Source organism: Pseudomonas putida (assembly GCF_002906855.1).
GTDB classification, from domain to species: domain Bacteria; phylum Pseudomonadota; class Gammaproteobacteria; order Pseudomonadales; family Pseudomonadaceae; genus Aquipseudomonas; species Aquipseudomonas putida_N.
Map to the genome: position 1 here is coordinate 1,364,266 of NZ_MINI01000038.1, position 19,087 is coordinate 1,383,352.

A 19,087-nucleotide genomic window follows, 5' to 3' on the forward strand; every position below is an offset into this window, starting at 1 on the left:
TATAATTAAATGTCGCCTGAAACCAAGAGGGGAAACAGCAGCTCGTTCTTAAGATGTTGCAAAGGGTGTCGTATCCCTTGCGCCCGTGCTGTTTTTTATTTGCTACAGAAGGTTGTACACGGCTTGCTGGCAATTTGGCAAATGGCTGTCGCGAATCGTGCGCCTGATGTCGCGGGATTCACGGCGCGAAGCGCGCTGGCAGCCGCTAGGGCTGCGGCGCATAGTCATTGCTCGACGACTCCTTACGACAACGAGGCAGAGGCAGCCATGACCAAGACCCTGCATCACCGTGCCTGTCACCTGTGCGAAGCGATCTGCGGCTTGAACATAGAAGTCAGCCACGAAGACGACGGGCGGGCGCTGATCAGCTCGATCAAGGGCGACCCTGATGACCCTTTCAGTCGGGGTCATATTTGCCCCAAGGCGGTGGCCCTGCAGGACATCCAGAACGACCCGGACCGCCTGCGCCAGCCCCACCGTCGGGTAGGGCGCGAGTGGCAACCGATCGGCTGGGACGAGGCTTTTGCCTTGGCTGCCGAAAAGCTGTGGGCAGTTCAGCAGGCCTACGGGCGCAATGCCGTGGCGGTCTATCAAGGCAACCCCAGCGTCCACAACTATGGGCTGATGACCCACAGCAATTACTTCCTCGGCCTGCTCAAGACCCGAAACCGCTTCTCCGCCACCTCGGTCGACCAGTTGCCGCAGCACCTGACCAGCCACTTGATGTACGGCCACGGCCTGCTGTTGCCGATTCCGGATATCGACCACACCGACTTCATGCTCATCCTCGGCGGCAATCCGCTGGCCTCCAATGGCAGCATCATGACCGTACCCGACGTGGAAAAGCGCTTGAAAGCCCTGCGCGGGCGAGGAGGGCGCCTGGTGGTGGTCGATCCCCGGCGCAGCGAAACCGCCGCCATGGCCGACGGCCATCTGTTCATCCGGCCCGGTGGCGATGCAGCGTTGTTGTGTGGCCTGCTCAACACCCTGTTCGATGAACACCTCGCGCGAGGTTCGCATTTGCCGGTCAGCGGCCTGCAGCACATTCGCGAAGCGATCCTGCCGTTCAGCGCAGAGGCGATGAGTGCACACTGCGGCGTTGCCGCCACCCAGATACGCCAGCTGGCGCGGGATTTCGCTGCTGCAGACAAGGCAGTCTGCTATGGGCGCATGGGCGTTTCGACCCAGACGTTCGGCACGCTGTGTCACTGGCTGGTGCAACTGATCAACCTGGTGACCGGCAACCTTGATCGAGAGGGTGGGGCGCTGTGTACCGAGCCTGCGGTCGATCTGGTGGCGACCACGTCAGGTGGCCATTTCAATGCCTGGCAGAGCCGGGTTTCGGGCTTGCCGGAGTACGCTGGCGAACTGCCGGTGGCGGCCCTGGCCGAGGAGATGCTGACCCCGGGAGAGGGCCAGGTGCGCGCCCTGGTGACGGTTGCCGGCAATCCGGTGCTGTCCACGCCCAATGGTCGGCAGCTGGATGCGGCCCTGGACGGGCTGGAGTTCATGCTCAGCATCGACCTCTATATCAATGAAACCACCCGCCACGCCGACCTGATCCTGCCTTCGACTTCGGCGCTGGAGAACGACCATTACGACAGCACTTTCAACCTGCTGGCCGTACGCAATGTGACCCGTTTCAATCGTGCCATCCTGGCCAAGCCCGAGGGCGCCCTGCACGACTGGGAGATTTTCGTCGGCCTCGCGCAGGCGCTCGCCAAGCGTGCCGAGCTGGAACTGAAACCGACCTGGCCGCCAGCACAGATGATCGACCTGGCTCTGCGCAAGGGGCGCTATGGCGAAGCCAGCGCCTGGAAGCTCTCGCTGCAGGCGCTGGACGAGCACCCTCACGGACTCGACCTGGGGCCGCTGCGTGCCAACCTGGCGACTCGTCTGGCAACCGCCAGCAAAACCGTCGAGGCGGCGCCGCAGGTGCTGCTGGATGACCTGCAGCGGTTGGCCCTGCAGGAACCTCCTGTGCCGGGGGAGTTGCTGCTGATCGGTCGCCGTCACGTGCGCAGTAACAATTCGTGGATGCACAACTTCCATCGCCTGGTCAAAGGCAAGCCGCGCCACCAACTGCTGATGCACCCGCAGGACCTGCAGCAACGGCAGTTGCAGGATGGGCAGCGGGTGCGTATCCGCTCGCGTACCGGCATGCTGGAGGTCGAGGTGCTGGCCTGTGAAGACATGATGCCTGGGGTGGTCAGCCTACCCCATGGCTTCGGCCATGGTCGCGAGGGTGTGCAGCTGCAGGTTGCCCAGGCGCAGGCGGGTGTCAGTGCCAACGACCTTACGGATGAGCGCCTGCGCGACGCGGTTTCCGGTAATGCTGCGCTCAATGGCGTGCCTGTGCAGGTCGAGGCCGCATGAGCAACGGTAAGGCCGAGCATGCTGCTCGGCTTTCCGATACAATGCGTCACCGTGCCGACGACCGCGTCGGAAAGTTCAGCTGAGGTGCTACATGGATATCATCGATACGATCAAAGAGCAGATTGCCAACAACACCATTCTGCTTTACATGAAAGGCTCGCCGAATGCCCCGCAGTGCGGGTTCTCGGCCAAGGCATCGCAAGCTGTGATGGGTTGCGGCGAGAAGTTCGCCTACGTCGACATCCTGCAGAACCCGGAAATCCGCGCCAACCTGCCAAAATACGCCAACTGGCCGACCTTCCCGCAACTGTGGGTAGCCGGCGAGCTGGTTGGCGGTAGCGACATCATGCTGGAAATGTTCGAGAAGGGTGAGCTGCAGACCCTGATCAAGGACGCCGCCGCCAAGGCCAAGGCTTCCGAAGCCTGATTATCAGGCAGCCATGAAAAAACCCGCTCAAGGCGGGTTTTTTCATGGGGCGAGAATCTTATTCTTCGCCCATCTGCGACTGCAGGTAATTCTCGATGCCGATCTTGTCGATCAGGCCCAGCTGGGTCTCCAGCCAGTCGATGTGCTCTTCCTCGGACTCGAGGATGTCTTCGAGCATGTCACGCGAGCCGAAGTCGCCGGCGGTTTCGCAGTGGGCGATGGCGGCTTTGAGGTCGACCAGGCCTTTCTGTTCGATCTTCAGGTCGCACTCGAGCATCTCTTTGGTGTGCTCGCCAATCAGCAGCTTGCCCAGGTCCTGAACGTTGGGAATGCCTTCGAGGAAGAGAATACGCTTGATCAGCTTGTCAGCGTGCTTCATCTCGTCGATGGATTCTTTGTACTCGTGCTTGCCGAGCTTGTTCAGGCCCCAATCTTCGTACATGCGCGCGTGCAGGAAGTACTGGTTGATCGCGACCAGCTCGTTTCCGAGGATCTTGTTGAGATGCTGGATGACGCTTACGTCGCCTTTCATGTCGGGTTCCTGCCCTGTAGAAGTGTGCCAATGCAGGGAAGTTTGAGCCTGTAACTGTGGGGTGTCAAACCTAAGTGTTTGAATAATAAGTGAAAATTAATAGGAATAAGAATGTTTGTGAACCGCGTTGGTACGCTAACTTATTGATATTCAGGCATAAAAAAACCGGACACGAGGTCCGGTTCATCGAATTCTGTAATATCAGGCAGCAGTAAATTCCACCGGATAGGGCAGGGCGGCGTGCTGGCTCACCTGCAATTCGGTGAGGGTTTCGCGGACCACCTGCTTGGCCAGGCAGGCACATTTGCCACACTGGCTGGCGACATTGGTCGCAGCTCGGACTTCCTTGTAACTGCAGCATCCTTCATAGATCGCATCGCGGATCTGTCCGTCGGTAACGCCGACACAAAGACACACATACATAAGGGCTGACCATCGCGGGTTGAGTCGATGGGTTGGAGCTTAATGTTAATGAGAATGCTTGTCAAAGGACTTTCTGAAAGGCCCGTGCTTGAGCGACCGACGGTTGCATTCGGCCTGTCACCACAAGCCGTGTATGATGGTCAGCCTTTGTTGGATGTCGGGCAAGCCTGCCTTGGCCCGGCAAACGGTTCTTCACCCTCATCAGGAGATTACAATGAGCGTACTCGTTGGCAAACAAGCCCCCGACTTCACCGTCCCAGCCGTCCTGGGCAATGGCGAAATCGTCGACAGCTTCAACCTGGCCTCGGCCATCAAGGGCAAGTACGGCCTGGTGTTCTTCTACCCACTGGACTTTACCTTCGTCTGCCCGTCCGAGCTGATCGCCCTGGACAACCGCATCCCTGACTTCCAGGCGCGCAACGTTGAAGTGATCGGCGTTTCGATCGACTCGCACTTCACCCACAACGCATGGCGTAACACCCCGGTCAACGCCGGCGGTATTGGCCAGGTCAAGTACACCCTGGCGGCCGACATCACCCACGAAATCTGCAAGGCCTACGACGTCGAGTCCGAAGGCGGCGTAGCCTTCCGTGGCGCCTTCCTGATCGACACCAACGGTGTAGTTCGTTCGCAGATCGTCAACGACCTGCCACTGGGCCGTAACATGGACGAACTGCTGCGTCTGGTTGACGCCCTGCAATTCCACGAAGAGCACGGCGAAGTCTGCCCTGCCAACTGGAAGAAAGGCGACCAGGGCATGACCGCTTCGCCAGAAGGCGTTGCTGCTTACCTGAGCGAGAACGCTGGCAAGCTGTAATTGCCACGCGCACAAAAAAACCGGCCCATGTGGCCGGTTTTTTTGTTTCACGATGACTCTAGCTCGGCATTTCGCTGGACTACGCCAAGGCTAGATACAGCAGGTTTATCAATCACTTAGGCGAGTTCAACATATGCCGGTGCTTTCCGAAACTTGACCCGGCTTCCCCTCGCGTGGCTCCCATGCGGCTCTTGGAAACCGGGCTTTCCGAGGAGTCATCATGGCGAAGATCAAGCTCACCAAGTCCGCAGTCGATGCGGCACAACCCCAAGACAAGGCCGTCGAACTACGGGATACCGTAGTGCCTGGCTTCCTGTGCAAGATCACCCCGGTGGGCCGCAAGGTGTTCATGCTCCAGTACCGCACGAATGCCGGCGAGCGCCGCAAGCCCGCCTTGGGCCAGTACGGAGAACTGACGGTCGATCAAGCGCGCACGATGGCGCAGGAGTGGCTGGCCGAGGTGCGCAAGGGTGGCGACCCCAGTGCAGCCAAGAATGCCGCCCGCAAGGCACCGACCATGAAGGAGTTTTGCCACACCTTCATGGAGGACTACTCAAAGCAGCGCAACAAGCCCAGCACGCAGCGCGGCTACCAAGGCGTCATTGACCGCTGCATCATCCCGATCATGGGCAGGATGAAGGTGCAGGACGTGAAGCGCCCCGACGTGGCGGCGCTGATGAAGAAGCTGGCCTACAAGCAGGCCGAGGCGAATCGCACCTTCGGCGTGCTGCGCAAGATGTTCAACCTGGCCGAAGTGTGGGGGCTGCGCCCAGACGGCACGAATCCGTGCCGTCACGTCCCGATGTACCCGCCCGGCAAGGAAACTCGGCTCATCGTGGATGACGAGCTGGTGCGAATCTTCCGTCACCTGGAGCATCTGGAAGCCGAGGGACTGGAGAACTACGTCATCCCGCTGGCGATTCGCCTGCAATTCGAGTTCGCCGCCCGCCGCTCTGAAATCTGCCCGCTCGAATGGGATTGGATTGATCTGGAAAACCGCCGCGTCGTCTGGCCTGACAGCAAGACCGGCGGCATTTCCAAGCCCATGAGCGAGGAAGCCTATCGGTTGCTGTCCACAGCACCGCGCCGGGACGGCTGCCCCTACGTCCTGCCGTCGCCCAACGATCCGACTCGGCACATGACCCACGGTGAACACTACGGCGGCTGGACGCGCGTGCTCAAGGCCGCTGGTGTGCCGCACGTTGGCACGCATGGCATCCGCCACCGGGCAACGACTGACATTGCCAACTCGGGCGTGCCGACCAAGGTGGGCATGAAGCTCACAGGTCACAAGACCGTGGCGATGTTTATGCACTATGTTCATACCGAGGACAAGCCGGTGCGGGATGCGGCCGAACTGGTGGCGAATAGGCGGCTGGCAATCACCGGGGCATCCCGCTCTATGGAGGCAACGGCATGAAAAGGAAGATGCCTACAGCGGCGGGGAAAAGCGCCGCCTTACCGGCTGGCTATGCCGGCATCCACGGCGGCATCGTGGAACTGCTGGATGCGGCGCGCCAGGCAGCGGCGCGCAGTGTCAATGCGCTGATGACGGCCAGCTATTGGGAGATTGGCCGCCGGATCGTCGAAGCCGAGCAAAAAGGCAGACGGCGGGCCGTTTACGGCGAGCAGTTGATGGCGAGGTTGTCCGCCGATCTGACGGCGCGATTCGGGCGCGGGTTCAGCCCGGACAACCTGGAGAACATGCGGCGCTTCTTCGCCGCTTACCCCCTTGAGGCAATTTCCGAGACACTGTCTCGGAAATCTGGTGAAGGGCTGCCCATCGAGAATTCCGAGACGGTGTCTCGGAAATTCGACCTCTCCGAACTGGCCCAGGTTTTCACCTTGCCCTGGTCGGCCTATGTCCGGCTGTTGTCGGTCAAGGATGGCCATGCCCGCCAGTTCTACGAGGCCGAGGCGCTGCGAGGCGGCTGGAGCGTGCGTCAGCTCGACCGACAGATTGGAAGCCAGTTCTACGAGCGCACGGCCTTGTCCAAAGACAAGGCGGCGATGCTGGTCAAGGGGTCGGTGGCCAAACCCGAGGATGCCGTCACGCCCAATGACGCCATTAAAGACCCGTATGTGCTGGAGTTCCTCGACCTCAAGGACGAATATTCGGAATCCGATCTGGAAGCGGCCTTGATCCAGCGTCTTGAGGACTTCCTGCTGGAACTGGGGGAAGGCTTTACCTTTGTCGGGCGGCAGCGGCGCTTGCGTATCGACCAGACCTGGTATCGGGTCGATCTGCTGTTCTTTCATCGGAAGCTGCGCTGCCTGGTCATCATCGACCTGAAGCTGGGCAGCCTGACGCATGCCGATGTGGGGCAGATGCATATGTACTGCAACTATGCCAAGGAGCATTGGGCCTACCCGGATGAGAACCCGCCGGTGGGTCTGATCCTGTGTGCCGACAAGGGCCATGCTTTGGCGCGGTATGCGCTGGATGGCTTGCCGACCAAGGTGATGGCGGCGAACTACCGGACGGTGTTGCCGGATGCCGAATTGCTGCAAAAAGAACTTGAGAACACGCGGCGTCTGCTCGAATCTCGCGGCGCGCTGTCCCCCAAGGACGACAAGCCATAGTCGTGTGTCCCGGCGTACCGCCGTCGGGCTCGCGGGCTGCGCCCTGTGCTTCGTGCCGAATCACAGCCATTCGGCGCTGATCCCTGACGCCTCCGGCCTGGATCGTTGATCCGAGCCTGCGCATGCTGCGCACTTGCCAACGGCGGGTGTGTGGCTGAGTGGGGTGTAGGCGGTCTTGCTGTTCCCTTCACCGTATCACGGCGTTCTCGCCGTCAATGACTGCGCGTGCTCGCACGCTTGCGGCCTATCGGCCGTCTTCGATCCCTGACTGCTTGCGCTGCGCCGTGCTGGCCACGGTTCCGGGCAATTCCGCCCGAGCAACCGGAGCACGGTCATGTCGCAACTGTCTTTTTCCTTGTTCGATGACGCTTTGCTGGTGCGTGACGCCCAGGGGCGCTACTCGCCGGCATCGGTGGATCAAATTCTTGAAGCGGCACGCCAGGCCATCGAGCAGAAGATGCAGCGTGGTGCTGAGTTCACTTCCCCGGCGCTGGTCAAGGAATACCTGCGCAACAAGCTGGCAGGCTTTGAGCATGAAGTCTTTGCGGTGCTGTTTCTGGATACGCGCCACCGGCTGATCGAGTACCGGGAGATGTTCCACGGCACCATCGACAGTGCATCGGTGTATCCGCGCGAGGTGGTCAAGGAGGCGCTGCGGCTCAATGCGGCAGCGGTCATCCTCTCGCACAATCACCCGAGCGGGAATCCCGAGCCGAGCAGTGCCGACAAGGTGCTCACGCAGCGACTCAAGGAGGCGCTGGGGCTGATGGAGGTGCGCACGCTGGATCATGTCATAGTCGCCGGAGTAAGCACGGTGTCGTTTGCTGAGGATGGCTTGTTATGACAAAAGGGGCGATTCAGTGATGAGTGCCCCTTGCATCATCGACTTCGTGGCGCTGCGGGATAGCTGGTAGGAAAGCGACTTGGATGCCTCCATAATCCGAGAAATGGAAGAAGCCTCGCCGCAGGGGATCAGCCTTTACACCAGCAAGAAGCGCGAGCAGATCGAATCGCTGGAACTGGACAGGTCGAGCATCCATATTGCCGAGTACCTAATCGCCTTGCCACCGAGGGGTGTATTGATGGCGCGGCTGCAACCGGCAATGCCGCGGGTGCAGTTGCAGATCGCACAGCGCAATCCAGGCACCGAAAATTCTATCTCCAGTTCCCGAAGTTATTGACCACGCATGGTGATGACAAAGGTAATGGTGTTGCGGCTGGACTCATTTTCTTGTCACTTTGCCAGGGCCGAGGTATTCAAGATCGAACTTCGCAGCGTTTGCAGTCGCTGTTGCAACAATCAAGCCCTTGCTACTGGGTGTCCATCTGAGCATACCAATCTCTTGGAAATCGGCTGTGAATACGCTGCACTCCCGCCCAGGCCCACCGCCAATACGCAAGGGGGTACCAGGCGGCATTGGAACGCCGTGCCACTTAATGTTGCTCCTGTACTCAGTCGCATCCCAGGTTTGCGTGGTCTCGACCCCATCGGGGCCGTTGAACGCAGCCCATAGTGCGTGCGATTCCGGTGTCGGCCAATCCAAAGCAGCAGAAAGATTTACTACATCCTCCGACGCAAGCCAAGCCATCAGACCGCGCATTGAATCAAAACTCGCCCCGGTGGACGTGATAGCTTGAATCGCACCAAGACGCGAGCCAAAGCCAGCTTTGATCAGCGTAGCAGCCGCAACTGATAGAGTACCCGTCTCAACTGCGGCAACTGCGTTCGCTCGCGGGTACTCCGATAATTTCACCTCGTCAGAGGATATATCCTCATGTGCCTCGGCCCGAACTCGGACCGCTTCCATTGCCCAGGGTAGGTTGTAGACGAACGCCTGTTCGATGAACTGGATGTCCTCGTCGTTGTCCTTGGACGAGGCATCAACCACTGACTGTCCAAGGAGCCATCGCCTGAGCAGGGACTGCCAGTTAGCGACCAATCTTTCTGGTTTGAAAGGTGCGATGTCGAATACGATTTTGGCGAAAGCCGTGATCGCCGTTATTGCCTCGTCTTCGTCGTTGAGATCGACGTTCACGTTGGCCGCGAGAAGCAGGTGCTCCAACTCCGATGCATGCTCATCAAGAGCTTGGCCTGCGGTGAATCCAACACCAGCCAGGAAGTAACCACGTCGCTGCGTAGTAGTGGTGTTGTTCCAGATGTACTTGGCCCGAGAATGAAGACCCGCAGGTAACAGCTTGCGAACGTCTTCACTGTAGCGGACAAGGCGCCGCTGGAAAAGTGAGGCTACTAGCATCTCATCAAGTTTGGCTCCCACCTCCATATAGGACACAACGGATTCGCCAAGCAAGCTAAAGATCGCGGTATCCAGGCTCGCCAAATGCCGATCCCATCGTTGTCGTTCTTCAGTCGCCTCTTCAGCCGTTTCCGACGCAATTGCTGAGAATTCCCACACGGCCTGTCCGGCGACGTATTCGAGAAGTTTTCCCATATCGCTCGTGCCTATTTGCTTCGCCATGCGGGAAAGTAAAGCCACTATCAGCCGGAGTAAGCCGCTTTCCATTTCTCGACCGCCCTGATTCGCGATCAAATCCTGCCAATCGGTTCGCCGTTGCCTGTGTCTATCGAACATCGGATATAGCACAAGTCCTTCGACGTCAATATAGGCTCGGCCAGCTCTGCCGACTACGTTACGGAACTCTGAAATGTCGAGGAGATCCCGGCCTCGCCTCACTCCGCGGAAGATGAGTGAAGTCGCAGCGAGGTTGAGCCCTTGGGCCAGCGTCGGTGACGATACTGTTACCCGTAGTACACCCTCACGTAGCAATCGCTCGATCTCTTTGCGGTACGGTGTGGGTAGCGCGCCATGATGTACCGCAACGCCAAGCCTCAGGCATGCAAGAAGGTCATGATCGTGGCCGAACCACTCCGCGCCGACCGCCAGTGCCGTAGTAAGCGCAGACACAGGTTGCTCAAGCACCGAATCAATGTGTCCACGTTTGTGCATCTCAATGATGGTCGCGGCCAACGGCAGCACTGATCGACGCATCGGACAGAACACGAGGACAGTCTGGCCTTCCTCCACTAGTCGCCATGCTGTCGCGATGCACAACTCCGCTTGGTCGGATGGGAACAGCTTTCTGGCACGACCGCGACTTGGCTTCTTCGCGACTATGAACTTCGGGATGAAGGGCTTCTCGTCACCCACACTCACGCTGAGCTGGGCATGCTGGCCCTTCCATTCAACCTCGCCGAAGCGTAGCCGTGTTGGGCGCCAGTCGTCCTTAATTAGTCCGTCAGCTTGGTCGCATGTCAACCAAGCCGCGAAGTCTTCCAACTGGTTCCCATCAGGTAGTATTGCCGATAGGCACACGATGCGTCGCTCGGCCGCGTCGGAACGTCGCAGCAAGCGCTGAATCTGAGCCTCATAGCGTACTTCCCGCTCGCCTAGACCAATCATGTGCCCTTCGTCGAGCACCACGAGGCCTACGTCGTCTAGCAGTGTTGAATCACTGCGCAGTGCGAAGTCAAGCTTCTCGGGTGTGGCGACTACGATGTCCGTTGAGCGCAACGCATCGACGTCGGCTCCACTGACGCCGATGCTGCCGTACAAGCTCGAAACGGTCTTGCCCAGTGGGGCGAACGTGCGCCGTAGCCCGGCCTCGGTCTGTGCCGATAGCGCCCGAAGTGGAGTGACGAAGACGATTCGCTTGCCGCGTGCGAGGCTAGCCAGTATGCACAGTTCAGCGATGCGCGTCTTGCCGGCACTGGTCGGCAGCGATAGCACTAGGTTCACGCCTGTATCGAGCACGCGCCGCGCTGCTTGAAGTTGCGATGGCCAGAGTTCTATCTCGGCTTTGCTTCTGCGATAGAGAGAAGCGATAAAGAGCTTGCGCAATCGTGCCCAATCGCCGACATCGCTACCAGGGAGTCCTCCCAGCGGTAATACCTTGTGGAAGCTGGTGTCCCAGAGGTCGCCCAGCAGGTGGATAGTCAGGCGATGAATCCACCACGCAGGTACGAGTTCGAGGTCAGCGGCAACCTCGATGCCGTTCTGTAGCCGCTCGCGTGCTCGTGACAGCAACGCTTCATCGCCGCGCTCCAGCGCTAGCGTCGCGGTCGCCAGTGCAGCCATGAAGTTGTCTTCGAGGGCAATGAGCACAACGTCGATTCTCCCGTCATGTGCTTCTTCCTCTATTGCACCCACGCCGTTGTCTTGCACGTTCGACTGGCTCAGCGCGGCGACAAGTGCCTCTTCACTTCCTCGACCAGCGGCGAACCATGCACCAATATCCTCAGCCAAGCCATCAAGGTCACGGAGCATGAGCTTGGCCAGCGCCTTCTCCATCGTTGAAAGATTTGTCTTGGCGAGTCCTTTGAATAGTAGCGAGTAGGCCCGAGCCGAGAATCGACCTAGGTGGTAGGCGGCTGCGGCGACAAGGCGGTGAAAGTCACGCTCGGCATAGGCCGCTCCCCGTTCGACCACAGCTTCAAGCGCCTCAGCAGACACCTCGAATGCCTTGCGCGCTGTCGCAGCATCACCTCCTAAGTCGGTGTAGCGGAGGCCATGCAGCAGCAGTGAGTAGCCGTAGGACAACAGGTCATCCGACAACTCTAGACCGAAGTTCGGCGCCTCCTCAGGCAGCACGCCCTCGCGCCAGATCATCCCGCGTGCCAGCCCCCGTGCAAGCAGACGGGCACGGAATCCTGGCACTGTGGCTGCATCGATGCTCGTCCTGAGTTCTTCAAGTGTCGCGGCCATTATTTGCTCACTGCCGCAAAGACCGCCTTGATGAAGTCCTGGTGCCCTTGGACATGAAGGCCCACATAGTGCTGCGGCACTGAACCCGAATAGGCTTGGAGATTCGTTTTCAGTAGCTTTACCGGGTTGTTGCCCGAGAACGTGAAGAGCATGTGAGACACCTGCGACGGTCGGATACCGTCCTCTAGTTGAGCCTTGTCCAGAGCATCGCCGAGGATTGTGTCGCCGGTCTGGTGCGAACGATCAGCGACGAAGGCGAGTGCATGCGGTGATGGAAGTTCGCTATTTGCGGAAAGAGCTACTCTGGCGTCACCGATAACGGCGGTGCTCATTGCGGCCCGGCTTTTCACTTCAGCCTTGAGGATTTTCAAGCGGTTGTTCTTCGGCCCCAGCTCAAAGGCAAGCACGTCTTCGCCGCGCATCGACATGTTGCGATGATCCTTCCAGCGCAGGCGCTTGATGCCGAGGCTGAAAGACGTAGCTTCGAGAACGTAAGCGTTGCAAAGAATTTCGCCGAGATCGCCAGAGCGAATGGAAATCTTCGTCGGGAGCTTCTGCTCGACATGGGCAGCAGCAGCCGGTTTACCTAGCTTCTTCAGCAAAGACGCAACGCGCTGCGGATCTGTGTAGTAGTCAGGTATAGCCTTCGCGATTGCGTTGACCGCTTGCGTCTGCGTCGCTGCGTTAACGGCCATTCGGCGTAACTTGTGCTTCGCAAATGTCTCCTCAGATTCAACGCACCACTTCGCAAGATTAATCATTCCCCCTCCGGTTTATTAACGGCTAAGCCGAATTGAAACTTCCTGGTTTCTTGCCAAATAAGTGGCCACCACTTGAGGTTTTCATCTATGCAATGTGGCAAATTTAGGCTATTGAATATTCTGCTTTCGCCAGTTATCGACAGCAATCACTAGCCGGTTATCTTTGACTGGATTCTGCCATTCATCCCAAAAATTCACTGTCCCGCTATTTGGCTTATTCTGTGGTTCGTCGATTCTGATGCGACTTGGCAACAAGCTGGCATCCCCAACAACCAACGCCTCGCCAGTATCGAGTGTGGGAAGGATGTCACTGAATCCGCCAAGGCTGTCGGGAAGCAGGCGTTTGATAACACCTTGATCTTCGGCATTAGTCAGGCGCATAGATACAAAGTTGCTGCACTGACTAAGCAGCGTTTTGTTTACTTCGGATGGACGTTGACTGATTACAACCAGACTGACGCCATATTTTCGCCCCTCTTTGGCGATGCGCTCGAATATATCCAAAGAAATGTCGTCGGCGGAATCTGCCATATTTCGTTGAGGCATATACAGGTGAGCTTCATCACAAAGAAGCGCAATGGGGTGGCGGAGCTCTGACGGTGTCCACTGCTGCACTGAGAACGTAACTCGTGCAACAAGGGAGACAATTAGAGGCAAAACATCCGATGGAACCTCGGCGAAGTTAATGATCTTGATGCCTGCTTTTCCGTTCTCCCCTGTGCTTCCAAGAGCAGCACTGGCAAATTTCTCAAGCCAAGTGAAATCGAGAACATCTCCACCGCCATTGAACATAAATCCTAGTCGGCGATCGGAAATTTTGTTTTCAAGCCTAGAAATCATTCGCGCGAGCTTTCCGAAGAAATCGCCTTGCTTGTCTCCGCGCGAACCCGGAACCATTTCAATGTTTATTTCATTCAATCTCGACATCAGGAAGTCAAGATCAAACGGCACTGGACTGTCTACAGTAAAATGCTTAAGCAAGTCTTGTTGATTGTTTTCTTCAAGGTACTTTCTCTTTGCCTGATTAATCTCCCGAGCCATAATCATGGCTTGGTTAGGGGCATTTTGGTCGCTGCGATCCACAAACATGGAAACTAGCGCCTCATAAGAAAGTAGCCAATAAGGCAGGTAAAGCACACCATCAGAAATAGTGCGTTGGGCCTCAACATCTGCAGGCCCAGCAACCTTGAAATGCTGAATGCCAGGCCCCGTCAATGGCACATATTCTCCGTGGAGGTCGAAGACAATGGCGTTCGCTGTAGAAAGTCCTGACATCTGCTCAATAATTTTGGCAGTTGTCCAAGACTTCCCAGACCCTGTGCTCCCTCCAATAAAGGCATGGCGCTGGAAGAATTTATTTCCATTAAGGTAGGCTACTGCATTGTCATCCAGAGTGTATTTTCCGAGCGTCAATGCATTGCCGTCGGCTGAAACACTGGAGAGAGTGCGCATAAATCCAGTGAGGTTCTCGCCTTCGAGAGCAAAGCAGTTTGCATCTATTTCAGGAACACTTTCAAGTGTTCGGCGGAAAACATTATCCTTGGAGCCATCGCGATCCAGCATGGTTCCAATTAATGCAATGCGGCACAAATTCAACTCTGAATTCTGGTCTACGATTCCGTCATCAGAAAGATTCTCAATGCCGCGCTTTCTTGTCACTTGCGTAATAAGACCAATCAGGTGCTGTCCTGGCCTGCTACTCTGAAGTACAGCGAGATGATTAACCTGAAGCCTCTTCAGATGAGACACATTCTCGACGTCCACAATGACATTCGTGGTGTCAACCGAGGCAACTTTCCCGAGTGCTTCTTCATCTCTAAAGTTGAATATTGGCATATGTCCTCTCTACATGATGAGTGATAAGTAGCCCTCAAGGCTCCAGATGTTTTTCTCTACTGTAATTGCAGAGCTGCTCAGGGAGGAGTAGACAATAGACTGATTGTCCGTTTCTCCTCGCTCTATGGCTAAATAATTTTGTGCTTTGCCGCCAAGGATAAGTCTTTTAGCTGACTCGGAAAGCGCGTATGTAATGATGGTGACTGGTGCGCCATGCCGCTGACATTTGGCCATAAGTTTTGGCTGAATATGTTCATCATTGAATCCATATCCGATGCACAAATATGATCCGGCCTCGTTAATGGCTACGTCTGCATTATTTATGATTGAGCGAAATGGCTCAAGATGCGTCTTCTGATACTTTTGCGTGCCAGGCGTGACAATCTGTGGGCTGTAGTTTTCAGGTATTTCTTGTGAGCCCGAAATTGCGACAGTGTCCTCTAGTGGTGACTGGAACCAGTCTAGAGAGCCATGTACTTTCCAAATATTCACTCTGCGCGAGCAGGTCAGTTCATCGGGCGTGGCCAGTTGACGGAAAAAACCGTGTGTGAAACCAGTGTAGTGATGAATCCTGCTTTGCTCGCACGCGTACTCTGCCAAACGATCATAATTTGTAGTGATGATATTTATTTTTTTTAGGCTTGTTTTGAACATATGTTCAAGCAGGCGGCTCAACGGGAACATCGAGCTATTTTGCAAGCCACTCTTGAAGATGCCGCAGTCTTCATGATTTATAAGTGACCAAGTGGAATTGATGATTCTGCACGTCAGCACTTCAGATACTGCTACTCGGTGGAGAGCTGCCTCTAAATCCACGCCTTCTGTCAGTGTCTTACAGAACATCCCCCAAGACTCCATCTCAGCATCAGAGAGCCCTGAAACGTCAGTATTCTTTATCAAATGCTGCGCAAGCCCCCACATACCAGACATTCCATGGGCAGCCGAGGCTCCACTACCCAAAATAATGATGGGAGCCTTGCTGTAATAGTCCTGAGCTTGCTTTTCGTAGTTGACATCAGACAAAGCTCTATCCTTTTTATATTTGAGATTCCTGAACTTGGAAAAAGTGATTCGGTTGTAGGTGCTTACAAATAGATAATAAGCCAAGAAGAGCCTTGCGTCTCCGCTTCGCGGACCGCGCTGCTCCAGGTTCGCTGTTCGCTCATCCCTGACGGGACTGGCATTCGCCAGCCTTGCACATCCCTGACGCCTACGGCCCGGCTTGCAGCTTCGGGCCTGCGCGCTTCGCTTGCGTGCGGTTTGCACATCACGGCGGCCGTTGCCATGTCCAGCCGTCTCTCCTGACCCCATCACCTTGCTCGCGACTGTAGCCCGTGGCCGCGTGCCATCAAGGCGCGTCAGGCCGTGTCCTCGGCTGCGCCTGCGGGCCGCACCTACCTGACGCTTTTCTCCTTGACGGCCCACGTCCGTGGGCTCCTGACCGTCGCGGGCGATGAACTCAGGAAAGACGGTGGCAACAGGGCCAACCGGGTTCCTCGTGCCAACCGCACCGAACAGCCGAAAGGCTGGGCTCCGAATCTAGGAATCCGGTGTGCGGTTTGAACAGCAAACCCTTTTCGTCAGGAGAAAGACCATGCTTGCATCCCGTTTCGCTTCCCGTTCCCCGGTACTGCGCAGCGATTCCCCGCTGTCCGATGACCAGATTCACCGCGTGGCCCCGTCCATCTTTGCGGAAGCGCCCCACGAAAGCCGCTCCCAGCGGTACGCCTATATCCCCACCGCTACGGTGCTGACCGAACTGCGCAAGGAAGGATTTCAGCCCTTCATGGTGACGCAGACCCGCACCCGCCACGAAGATCGGCGCGACTACACCAAGCACATGATCCGGCTGCGCCATGCCAGCCAGATCAGCGCCCGAGGCGAGGCCAACGAAATCATCCTGCTGAACTCGCACGATGGCACCAGCAGCTACCAGATGCTGGCCGGCATGTTCCGTTTCGTTTGCAGCAATGGCCTTGTTTGCGGCGGCACCGTGGCCGATGTGCGCGTGCCGCATAAGGGCGACGTGGCCGGACAAGTGATCGAAGGTGCCTATCAGGTACTGCACGGGTTTGACCGTGCGCTGGAATCCCGCGAATCCATGCAGGCCATCACGCTGGACGAAGGCGAGGCCGATGTATTCGCCCGCGCCGCGCTGTCGCTCAAGTACGACGACCCGGACAAGCCCGCACCCATCACCGAATCGCAAATCCTGATGCCGCGCAGGTTCGACGACCGCCGCCCGGACTTGTGGAGCGTGTTCAACCGCACCCAAGAGAACCTGACCAAAGGCGGTTTGCATGGGCGTAGCGCCAACGGACGCCGTCAGCAGACCCGCCCGGTGCAGGGCATTGATTCCGATATTCGTCTCAATCGCGCCCTGTGGCTGCTGGCCGATGGCCTGCGCCAGTTGAAAGCCTGATTTCCCTGCGCGGCAGGGGCAGGCAGCAACCCTTGTCGCGTCATTCGCTGTTGCATTTCATCATCGCAAGGAGTTTTCACCATGAACGCCATCAACCACACCGAAGCCCAAGCCATCCACGCCACGGCCAGCGCCGCGCCTGCCGTGCTGCTGGAAGCCGCCGACCCGAGCAAGAATCTGATTCTTGTGCCGCTGTCGCGGTTGGTATCGCGCCCTACGGGCCGCAACGTGCGCAAGACCCCGCGCATGTCGATTCCCGAACTCGCCGCCAGCATCCAGCGTGTCGGCCTGCTGCAAAACCTGATCGTGACCGCGACCGCTGACGGCGAGCGTTACGAAGTCGTGGCCGGAGGCCGTCGCCTTGCCGCCCTCAAGCTGCTGGCGAAGAAGCGCCGCATCAGCAAGGAATGGGAGGTGCCTTGCCTGCTGGTGGCCGATGGCACCGCCCGCACCGCCAGCCTGACCGAGAACGTGCAGCGCGAAGCCATGCACCCCGCCGACCAGTTCGAGGCATTTGCCGCGCTGGTGGCCGAAGGCCGCCCCATCGAGGACATTGCCGCAGATTTCAGCGTCACGCCGCTGGTGGTGCAACGTCGCCTGAAACTCGCCAACGTGTCGCCGCGCCTGCTGGCCGACTACCGGGCCGAAGCCGTGAGCCTTGACCAGTTGATGGCCCTTGCCATCACCGACGACCACGCCGCGCAGGAAGCTGCGTTCTACGATGCGCCCACATGGCAGCGCAGCCCGCACAACCTGCGCGACCGCCTGACCGAGCGCGAGATTGATGCCCACCGGCATCCGCTGGTGCGCTTCGTTGGGCTGGATGCTTACGAGGCCGCAGGCGGTGGCACCCGCCGCGATCTGTTCGCGGAAGCCGATAGCGGCGTGTATCTGACCGATGCCACGCTGCTGGAACGGCTGGCGCAGGACAAGCTGGCCAGCCTTGCCGCCGAGGTGAAGGCCGAAGGCTGGGCATGGGTGGATGCCACCCCCGGCACGACCCATGCCGACCTGCAAGCCTTCCAGCGCGCCCCGAGACAGCGCCGCAGCCCGAACAAACGCGAAGCCCAACGCATCGAGAAGCTGCAAACCAAGATGCAGGCGCTGGCCGAGGCCGTGGATGCCGCCCTGGACGCCGACGATGAAGAAAAGGCCGACGCTTTGCAGGAGGAAGGCGAACACCTGGGCGAACAGTTGCAGGCGCTGGAAGATGGCTTGCAGGACTACGGGGAAGCCGTCAAAGCTGCCGCCGGTACCATCGTCACCATCGACCGCAACGGCGAGGCCGTGATTCATCGTGGCCTGCTGCGCGAAGCCGAGGCCAAGGCACTGCGCACGCTTGAACGGCTGCGGCAAGGTTTCGGCAGCGAGGGCGAAGCCGGGAACGACGACACCGGCGAGGAAACCGACGACGCCCCCAAGCCCGCCGCCATGTCCGACCGGCTGGCGCAACGCTTGAGTGCCCACCGTACCGCCGCGCTGCAAATCGAAGTGGCCCGGCATCCGCAGGTGGCGCTGGCCTCGCTGGTGCATGGCATGGTGCAGACCGTACTGCACGGCAGCCACTACAGCCACGACCTGCCGCTGGGCGTGAAGCTGACCCAGCAAGATCGGCTGGAAGGCATGGCCCCGGATTGGCCGGAATCGCCCGCCGCCGTGGCACTGCGCGAACTGCAACAGGTAGCGGGTGAAGCCTTGCCGGAGGACAGCGCCGAACTGTTCGCCGCACTGCTGGCGAAGCCGCAGGATGAACTGGTGCGCCTGCTGGCCGTATGCGTGGCATCCACGGTCGATGTGGTGACGCCCCGCGCCACGCAGCACCAGCCGGGTGCCGAACTGGCGCAGGCAGTGGGGCTGGACATGTCGGCATGGTGGCAGCCGACCGCAGACGGCTATTTCCAGCATGTGCCGAAGGCCGCGATTCTGGAATCCGTGGACGAGTTCGCACCGGAGCACGTCACCCGGCTGGCGAAGTTGAAGAAAGGCGACATTGCCAGCGAAGCCGAACGGCTGGCCGATGGCACCGGCTGGATGCCCGCCATCTTCCGCACCGAAGCCCCGCAGCAGGACGCGCAGGACGTGAAGACAGACGAGGAAGCCGAAGCACCGGAGGAAGCCGCTGTCGTGGCGAATGAGCAGCCGCAGGCCGAGCCACTGGCCGCGTGACCTTCCCATCTGATGAAGCAAGC

15 protein-coding genes are annotated in these 19,087 nt (G+C 58.5%); 9 read left to right on the top strand and 6 right to left on the bottom strand.

Going from position 1 to position 19,087, the window contains the following annotated elements; translation table 11 throughout:
* Nucleotides 1-267: 267 nt before the first annotated feature.
* The gene (locus BGP85_RS18925; protein WP_103449406.1) at nt 268-2,376 is read left to right on the top strand and encodes a molybdopterin-dependent oxidoreductase; all 2,109 of its coding nucleotides are present in this window, start codon (nt 268-270) and stop codon (nt 2,374-2,376) included.
* A 91-nt stretch (nt 2,377-2,467) separates the two neighbouring features.
* The gene (gene grxD, locus BGP85_RS18930; protein ID WP_103449407.1) at nt 2,468-2,803 is read left to right on the top strand and encodes a Grx4 family monothiol glutaredoxin; all 336 of its coding nucleotides are present in this window, start codon (nt 2,468-2,470) and stop codon (nt 2,801-2,803) included.
* 58 nt (nt 2,804-2,861) lie between these two features.
* Here grxD and bfr read toward each other — a convergent pair whose 3' ends face one another.
* Nucleotides 2,862-3,335, bottom strand: coding sequence for a bacterioferritin (gene bfr / locus BGP85_RS18935; RefSeq protein ID WP_003258014.1), 474 nt, complete (start codon nt 3,333-3,335; stop codon nt 2,862-2,864).
* Nucleotides 3,336-3,536: 201 nt separating this feature from the next.
* On the bottom strand, nt 3,537-3,758 hold the full coding sequence (locus BGP85_RS18940) for a bacterioferritin-associated ferredoxin (RefSeq protein ID WP_027918972.1): 222 nt from the start codon (nt 3,756-3,758) through the stop codon (nt 3,537-3,539).
* A gap of 214 nt (nt 3,759-3,972) precedes the next feature.
* Here BGP85_RS18940 and BGP85_RS18945 point away from each other — a divergent pair, with 214 nt between their 5' ends.
* The 5 genes from BGP85_RS18945 (at nt 3,973) to BGP85_RS18965 (ending at nt 8,339) form a co-directional block, all read left to right on the top strand.
* A complete protein-coding gene (locus BGP85_RS18945; RefSeq protein ID WP_027918971.1) occupies nt 3,973-4,575 on the top strand; it encodes a peroxiredoxin in 603 nt (200 codons plus the stop codon).
* A 220-nt stretch (nt 4,576-4,795) separates the two neighbouring features.
* A complete protein-coding gene (locus BGP85_RS18950; protein ID WP_058169264.1) occupies nt 4,796-5,995 on the top strand; it encodes a tyrosine-type recombinase/integrase in 1,200 nt (399 codons plus the stop codon).
* Complete coding sequence (locus BGP85_RS18955) at nt 5,992-7,158, top strand: PDDEXK nuclease domain-containing protein (RefSeq protein ID WP_058169265.1); 1,167 nt, start codon at nt 5,992-5,994, stop codon at nt 7,156-7,158. Before BGP85_RS18950 ends, BGP85_RS18955 begins: the two co-directional genes overlap by 4 nt.
* Nucleotides 7,159-7,492: 334 nt before the next feature.
* Nucleotides 7,493-8,002 carry a RadC family protein gene (gene radC, locus BGP85_RS18960; protein WP_058169267.1) on the top strand — a complete coding sequence of 170 codons (510 nt, stop codon included), beginning with the start codon at nt 7,493-7,495 and terminating at the stop codon, nt 8,000-8,002.
* Between the two features lie 79 nt (nt 8,003-8,081).
* Nucleotides 8,082-8,339 (top strand): hypothetical protein, encoded by a 258-nt coding sequence (locus BGP85_RS18965; protein WP_058169268.1) that lies wholly within the window; start codon nt 8,082-8,084, stop codon nt 8,337-8,339.
* A gap of 42 nt (nt 8,340-8,381) precedes the next feature.
* On the opposite strand, the gene BGP85_RS18970 is transcribed toward BGP85_RS18965, so the two are convergent.
* From BGP85_RS18970 to BGP85_RS18985, 4 genes are all read right to left on the bottom strand, one after another.
* Nucleotides 8,382-11,783 (bottom strand): DEAD/DEAH box helicase, encoded by a 3,402-nt coding sequence (locus BGP85_RS18970; RefSeq protein ID WP_197628659.1) that lies wholly within the window; start codon nt 11,781-11,783, stop codon nt 8,382-8,384.
* Between the two features lie 95 nt (nt 11,784-11,878).
* Nucleotides 11,879-12,640 (bottom strand): Hachiman antiphage defense system protein HamA, encoded by a 762-nt coding sequence (locus tag BGP85_RS18975; RefSeq protein WP_058169271.1) that lies wholly within the window; start codon nt 12,638-12,640, stop codon nt 11,879-11,881.
* Between the two features lie 108 nt (nt 12,641-12,748).
* Nucleotides 12,749-14,476, bottom strand: a complete 1,728-nt coding sequence (locus BGP85_RS18980; RefSeq protein WP_071540785.1) for an ATP-binding protein — start codon at nt 14,474-14,476, stop codon at nt 12,749-12,751.
* A 9-nt stretch (nt 14,477-14,485) separates the two neighbouring features.
* Nucleotides 14,486-15,901: an SIR2 family protein gene (locus BGP85_RS18985; protein WP_197628657.1), complete on the bottom strand. Its 1,416-nt coding sequence runs from the start codon at nt 15,899-15,901 to the stop codon at nt 14,486-14,488.
* A 169-nt stretch (nt 15,902-16,070) separates the two neighbouring features.
* Here BGP85_RS18985 and BGP85_RS18990 point away from each other — a divergent pair, with 169 nt between their 5' ends.
* Entirely contained in the window at nt 16,071-16,898 is an 828-nt protein-coding gene (locus BGP85_RS18990) for a DUF932 domain-containing protein (RefSeq protein WP_058169277.1), read from the top strand.
* A gap of 81 nt (nt 16,899-16,979) precedes the next feature.
* Nucleotides 16,980-19,064, top strand: a complete 2,085-nt coding sequence (locus tag BGP85_RS18995) for a ParB/RepB/Spo0J family partition protein (RefSeq protein WP_058169278.1) — start codon at nt 16,980-16,982, stop codon at nt 19,062-19,064.
* Nucleotides 19,065-19,087: the final 23 nt, after the last annotated feature.

Excerpts from the sequence above, each read along its gene's own strand:
- BGP85_RS18990 (WP_058169277.1), top strand. The coding sequence starts at position 16,071 with ATGCTTGCATCCCGTTTCGCTTCCCGTTCCCCGGTACTGCGCAGCGAT.
- BGP85_RS18940 (WP_027918972.1), bottom strand. The coding sequence starts at position 3,758 with ATGTATGTGTGTCTTTGTGTCGGCGTTACCGACGGACAGATCCGCGAT.
- BGP85_RS18945 (WP_027918971.1), top strand. The coding sequence starts at position 3,973 with ATGAGCGTACTCGTTGGCAAACAAGCCCCCGACTTCACCGTCCCAGCC.
- BGP85_RS18980 (WP_071540785.1), bottom strand. The coding sequence starts at position 14,476 with ATGCCAATATTCAACTTTAGAGATGAAGAAGCACTCGGGAAAGTTGCC.
- BGP85_RS18950 (WP_058169264.1), top strand. The coding sequence starts at position 4,796 with ATGGCGAAGATCAAGCTCACCAAGTCCGCAGTCGATGCGGCACAACCC.
- radC (WP_058169267.1), top strand. The coding sequence starts at position 7,493 with ATGTCGCAACTGTCTTTTTCCTTGTTCGATGACGCTTTGCTGGTGCGT.
- BGP85_RS18970 (WP_197628659.1), bottom strand. The coding sequence starts at position 11,783 with ATGATCTGGCGCGAGGGCGTGCTGCCTGAGGAGGCGCCGAACTTCGGT.
- BGP85_RS18995 (WP_058169278.1), top strand. The coding sequence starts at position 16,980 with ATGAACGCCATCAACCACACCGAAGCCCAAGCCATCCACGCCACGGCC.
- BGP85_RS18955 (WP_058169265.1), top strand. The coding sequence starts at position 5,992 with ATGAAAAGGAAGATGCCTACAGCGGCGGGGAAAAGCGCCGCCTTACCG.
- grxD (WP_103449407.1), top strand. The coding sequence starts at position 2,468 with ATGGATATCATCGATACGATCAAAGAGCAGATTGCCAACAACACCATT.
- BGP85_RS18925 (WP_103449406.1), top strand. The coding sequence starts at position 268 with ATGACCAAGACCCTGCATCACCGTGCCTGTCACCTGTGCGAAGCGATC.
- bfr (WP_003258014.1), bottom strand. The coding sequence starts at position 3,335 with ATGAAAGGCGACGTAAGCGTCATCCAGCATCTCAACAAGATCCTCGGA.
- BGP85_RS18975 (WP_058169271.1), bottom strand. The coding sequence starts at position 12,640 with ATGATTAATCTTGCGAAGTGGTGCGTTGAATCTGAGGAGACATTTGCG.